The organism is Frankia sp. CeRuru1, assembly GCF_977966315.1.
Map to the genome: position 1 here is coordinate 1 of NZ_CDWWEW010000259.1, position 4632 is coordinate 4632.

Annotated in this window: 2 protein-coding genes and 1 pseudogene; all 3 read left to right on the top strand. The window is 74.2% G+C overall.

The annotated features are described in order from the left end of the window. On the top strand, positions 1 to 904 hold a 904-nt coding region (locus AC08OP_RS17185), incomplete at its 5' end, for an FHA domain-containing protein (RefSeq protein WP_476615122.1). Then, the gene (locus tag AC08OP_RS17190) at positions 901 to 2025 is read left to right on the top strand and encodes a protein kinase domain-containing protein (RefSeq protein ID WP_476615123.1); all 1125 of its coding nucleotides are present in this window, start codon (positions 901 to 903) and stop codon (positions 2023 to 2025) included. The genes AC08OP_RS17185 and AC08OP_RS17190, both read left to right, overlap by 4 nt. Beyond that, positions 2022 to 4632, top strand: a pseudogene (locus AC08OP_RS17195) (hypothetical protein); the annotation flags it as partial. The gene AC08OP_RS17190 and the pseudogene AC08OP_RS17195, both read left to right, overlap by 4 nt.

The window sequence follows — 4632 nt, forward strand, 5'->3', positions numbered from 1 at the left end:
GTCCGGCGCCGGGTGGGGTCCCAGGGTGGTGGCGGGTCCGGTCGTGCTGCGGATCGAGGGTGGCGGCACCCATCGTCTCGTGACGTTGGAGGTGGGCACCACGGTCGTCCTTGGGCGGCATCCCGACGACAACCTCGGCTCGGAGCGGCTCGTTGACGTCACGGCCGGGCTCGGTAGCAGTTACGACTACATCAGCACCCGGCACGTGGAGATCACCCTCACGGCTTCCGGCACGGCGACGGTGGTCGACCGCTCCCACAACGGCACCAGTCTGGGCGACGACCGGCTGGTGCGTGACCTGCCCCGGGAGTGGTGTTTCGATATCCCGCTCCACCTGGCCGGGTCGCTCGTGCGGGTCGGCAGGGTCAACGCGGTCGTCGCGGCTGAGGCGGCCCAGGCAGCTGAGGCGGCCAAGGCAGCCGGGGCAACCAGGGCGGCCGAGGCAACCAGGGCGGCCGGGCGGCCGGGCGGAACAGGCTGGCGGCTGACCGTCCGGCGCGGCGACGGCTCGTCGTTCGACACCCCGAACGTGGGACCCGGCGAACGCATCGTGCTGGGACGGCAACCGAACGCCGTGCAGCGGACGGCGGACGACCTGATCGTCGTCGACGTCTGCGACCGGCTTCAGGTCGACGCCGCCGGCCGGGTCTCGCGGCGCCATCTGATGGTCGGCAACGAGCGCGACGGGACGGTGACGCTCACCGATCTGTCGACGAACGGCTCCTGGCTGGGTTCCCGGCGGCTGACGCCGGGTGTCGCCGAGAGGTGGGACGGCGAGGAGCCGGTCTGGCTGGTCCGCGACGTCGTGGGCCTGGAAGTGCGTGTGACGGGACCCTGGCCGGCCGGCGGGGTGCTCGGGAGCGGCGGACCCGGCGGCGGTGGGGTACTCGGAGGTGGCCGGTGAGTACGGTCGCCTCCGATCTGGAGATCGTCGAACGGTTGCGTTACGGGGCGTCCTTCGCGTCGGTGCCGCGCACCTGGGGCCGTGGCCGGTACCGCTGCGTGCGTCATCTCGCCGAGGGCGGCCAGGGTTACGTCGAGCTCGCCCGGGACGAGTGGAGCAACGCCCTGGTCGTCGTCAAGGGCGCATGGTGGGGCGGCCGCGACCACGACATCAACCCCGAGTACGCCAGGACCCAGTACGAGAAGCGCTCGATCGACGTCGAGGACGCGGTCGCCGTTCAGGCGGCGCTCGGCGAGATCACCCATGGGGTGCCGGCCCTGGTGGACGTCGTCTACGGGCCCTCACCGACCCGGCACGACCATAACGCGCTCGTGACCGGGGGCAACGAGCGGGAGGCCGAGCGGTACAACCGTGAGGCGTTCATCGTCATGCAGTTCATCGGTGACATCGGGCAGATGGTGCCCACCACGCTCGACTCCCGGGTCACCGAGTCTGGCCCGCTCAGCGCCCGCCAGGTCGTCGAACTGGCCGACCAGATCAGCGCCACGCTGGAGGCGATGCACACGATCCGACCGCAGCGGCTCTACCAGCATGAGGAACGGATCAGGGGGTACTGGGTCCACGGCGACATCAAGCCGGAGAACATCCTCGCCGCCGGTGACCCACCTCGGTACTCGCTCGTCGACTTGTCGACGGCGGCGATCGTCGAGCCGTCGGCCAAGGTCATGCCCACCACCGCGACCCCGGGCTATGCCCCGCCGGGAGCCGAGCCGCTCAGCCCGCAGTACGATCTGCACTGCCTGGCGGCCACCCTGCTGTTCGCGCTGACCGGTGACCGCCCGGACGACTGGCTCGGCGGGGCGACCGAGGCCAGGTCGGCCGCGGACGCCGCCGGTTCCCAGGCGGACGCCGAGGCGCGGGACGAGAAGCTGCGGCAGTTGCGGGGTGAGCTCGCGGCCCGTCGCGTGCACCCCATGCTGATCCGCCTGATCACCGACTGCCTGCCCGCCGATCCGCGCTTCCGGCTCGGCACCGCCACCGTGCTACGTGCGGAGATCGCCGCGGTGCGCACCGCGCTGGTCGCCCGCGAGGTCCTGTCGGATGAGGAGCCGCAACCGTGAGCTGGTGGAACCGGAGTCCGTGGGGGAGCCAGCCCGACGGCGGAGCGGGCTCGAACGGCGGGGCCTTCCAGGGCGGTCGGACGGGATCGCCCGGCGCGGCGTCTCCGGGTGGTGGCGGGTATCCGGGGAGCGCGGCGTCTTCGGGTGGTGGCGGGTACCCGGCCGGCACCGCGGGTCCCGCCGCCGCGGACGACTTCGACGACTTCGCGGACCCCGAGCCGCTCCCCGCCGGACCCGCCGGACCCGCCCGACTCGCCGACGGCGCCGCGTCGGCGCAGCGGGGACACCGGCCGGCGCGGACCGGAGGCGCGCGGTCCACGCCGGGCGCGCCGCCGGCGGAAGCGGGGGAAGCGGCGGACCAGCGTCCGGCGGTCGTGGGCCGCAGCGGCCGGACCTGGCGGGAGATGCCCCGGCGGATCCGCGGCGCCGGGGCCGACTGCCGGGTACGCCTGGTCAGCCTCGCCGGGCTGGGCTTCGGCGCCCTGCGTACGGCCGGCGCGGGCGGCCCGTCGACGCTACGGGTCGGTATGGAGCTGCTCTCGCTCGGCAACCCGCTGACCCCCCTGCTGCTCGACATCGTCGACGGCCCCGACGGGGCGCCCACGGGTTACGGGGTGCCCACGGGTTACGGGGTGCCCACGGGTTACGAGGTGCCCACGGGTTACATCACGAGCTGGGCGGCTGGCCCGCTCACCGACCCGCTCGAGCGGCAACGCGGGGACGACAGCATGGCCGCGCAGCTCGCGAACGGCGAGTTCGCGGCCCCCGCGGACGTCATGGACATGCTCGCCCCGCTCGGCGCGCTGCTCGACGACGCCGCGACCCAGCTCGGCGTCGTTCCCATCGAGCTCAGCCCGGACCATCTCGTGCACTGCCGGGGATCGCTGCGGCTGGTCGGGTACGGCCGCCACGGGTACGCGCCGGCCCGGGGGGTGATCCCGCCCGCGTCCGAACGTAGCCAGGACACGGTGGAACTGCTCGGCGACGACATCCCGGCACCGGACGCCCCGCTGGAGGAGTGGCGGGCAGCGCAGGTCCGGGCGTTGGCCCGGCTGATCGGGTGGTTGTCCACCGGCCGCCGGCCGACCGCCTACGGTGCGGTGACGGGCGGATCGCGGGCGGCGCGCGAGCAGGCGGTGGACCGGTACCTGCGGGGCTGCGGGATCGACGCCCGGGTTGCCGACCTGCAGCCCGGCCGGCTCCGGGAGGAGCTCACGACGCTGGCCGCCGCGGCGCGGCGCACGAAGATCACCGAGGGTCTCGCCGCCTCCGACGTCATCATCGCCTACCATCACGACGCCGCGGCCCGTGGCGGGTTCGGCGACCGCAACCCCCGCTTCGAGCGGGGCCTGGTCGGCGGTACGTACCTGGGCACGGTCGACCGGGTCGACCCCCGGTTCGTCGTGATGAAGCTCAGGTACGGCGTCCGGGTGTTCGTGCCGCGTTCCGGCACCGGGTTCGACGTCGATCTCACCACCGTCCTGCAGGCCGGTGAGCAGCGCCCGGTGACGGTGCGCCGTTTCGACGAGACGCTCACCCCGCGCGGCGATCCCAAGGGCCTGCGGGGAGTGTTCGCGCCGGCGGGGACGGAGGTCATGACGGCCGAGCGCCGGGTCAACCCGGAGCCGGTGCGCCTCGCGGCGAGCCTGCAGTCCGGGCGGGCGGCGGTCGGGGTGGCCGCCTTCGAGGCCGCGGACCTGTCCAGCCCGCTGGCTGGCCTGCTCGGCGGTTCCGGCTGGCTGCTCTGCCCGCCCGACGACCTCGCCCGGACCCTGGTTGCGCTGCGACGCGTGCGGTCCGCGCACCGGGCACCGGACGGCGCGGTGCCCGATCCGGCCCGGATCATCGCCTTCGGTGTCGACCCGGCGGCTCTGACCGAACCGAAGGCCCTGGCGAGCGCCGGCCAGCCGGTGGAGTTCGCGCTGCCGCTGCTCGACGAGGACGGCCAAGCCCACGTTCCGCGCGCCTGGCGGGACCTGCCGCTGGTCGATGACGTCTCGTTGCAGGGGCTGCGCAGGCGCATCGGAGCGACGGCGGGGCAGAGCGCGGCCCGGCGGCTGTTCGCCGCGGCCTTCGCGCACCTGCTGGTGAACCCGGACGAGAGTGCCCTCGCGGCCGACACCGGCAGCCCGCAACGCGGTGGGCGTAGCGCAATCATGACGATGCTGCAGGAGATCGGTCGGGCGTTCGCCGGGCGGCCGGACCTGATTGTCACGGTCACCGCGGAGCTCGCCGAGCAGCAGAGCGTCCTGGCGGCCCGGGACAGCGCGAAGATGCTCGACGAGCTCGCGGCGGTCCTGCGGCCGCTGCCGGCCGAGCGCCGGATCGTCATCGACGTGATGCGGCTGGTCAGGCGGGAGCGGATCCGGCCGGAGACCCGCCGGATGCTGCTCGCCGAGACGCTGCCCGCGACCGGTGTCCTCACCGGTTGCTGGGGTGACGTCTGGCAGATCACCGCGGTCGGCCTGACCGAGCTGACCGAGGCCCTCGAACGGGTGGCCGCGACCGGGCAGGTGCTGGCCCGGGCACCCCGACTCGACCGCGACGCGGTTGTCTCGCTCGCGGTCGCCGGCGCGGCGCCGGCGGTGGTGCGGTGCGCGCCGCTGC